1 protein-coding gene is annotated in these 1041 nt (G+C 37.6%); it reads left to right on the forward strand.

What is annotated here, in order from left to right:
- Window positions 1-18 precede the first annotated feature (18 nt).
- Window positions 19-909 (forward strand): IS982 family transposase, encoded by an 891-nt coding sequence (locus ABZX37_RS49335; protein ID WP_354751267.1) that lies wholly within the window; start codon window positions 19-21, stop codon window positions 907-909.
- The last annotated feature ends 132 nt before the right edge of the window (window positions 910-1041 follow it).

A 1041-nucleotide genomic window follows, 5' to 3' on the forward strand; every position in this document is an offset into this window, starting at 1 on the left:
AGAAAGCGCACGACTTATATGACTTATAATAGCACACTTCCAAAAGTTTTTGTTTATTTACTGACAACCATTGAGACGCTTTATCAAACGAGGGTTTCCCTTGAGGTTCAAAACCGAAAGAACGTCCATCTCGCAACATCAGATTGCTTAGTTATCGCTTGTTACCTATGGGGCGTACTGCATTTTAGTGAAACGCTTAAAGCTAAGCACCAATTGGCTCAAAGTTTATTTCCTAATTTCCTAGAATATTCTCGCTTTGTCCGCCGTTGTAATGCCCTCTTACCGAGTATCCAAGTCATTCGCCAAGCACTCGTCTTTAAAGAGGTTGAAGGAATGAGTGTATCCATTATTGACAGCTTCCCCCTTCCTTTGTGTCAGCCTATTCGTAATTTCATAAGCAAAGTTCTTGGAGATGATGCAAATGTTGGCTACAATGCTACAAAGGGACAGTACTTCTATGGATGTAAATGTCATGCTTTAGTCAGTGAATCAGGCTATGTCATAGACTACACAATTACTCCTGCTTCAATGGCTGATCGTTCAATGACCGAGGAAGTGTTGAGTCAATTTGGGACACCAACAGTCCTTGGAGATATGGGATATTTAGGTCAGTCACTGCATGATAGGCTGGAATTAAAAGGAATTGATCTAATTACACCTGTCAGGAAGAACATGAAGCAAAAGAAAATCCTTTTCCCTAATTTTTCAAAACGTAGAAAAGTGATTGAGCGAGTTTTCTCTTTTTTGACAAATCTAGGAGCTGAGCGTTGTAAAAGTCATTCGCCTCAAGGTTTTCAATTGAAATTAGAGATGATAGTTTTAGCGTATTCTTTACTGTTAAAATCAGCTAAATCACTGGAACCAGAGACTTTAAGATATTCTATCGGGTATCAAGTCATGTCTAAATAATCAACTAGCAATTCGGGTCGTAATTAACATAATTGTATATGAACCCTTTGCATTTTCATTTAACGGCTTAATGGTTTTTCGCCTTAATAATAATAACCTTTGTTAAAAATTTGATTTTTTCTTTTAAGGGCC

This window comes from Amycolatopsis sp. NPDC004079, from assembly GCF_040610415.1.
Lineage (GTDB): Bacteria > Actinomycetota > Actinomycetes > Mycobacteriales > Pseudonocardiaceae > Amycolatopsis > Amycolatopsis halotolerans.

What these genes read in the sequence shown, in the direction of transcription:
- ABZX37_RS49335 (WP_354751267.1), top strand. Translation starts at nt 19, where the DNA reads ATGACTTATAATAGCACACTTCCAAAAGTTTTTGTTTATTTACTGACA.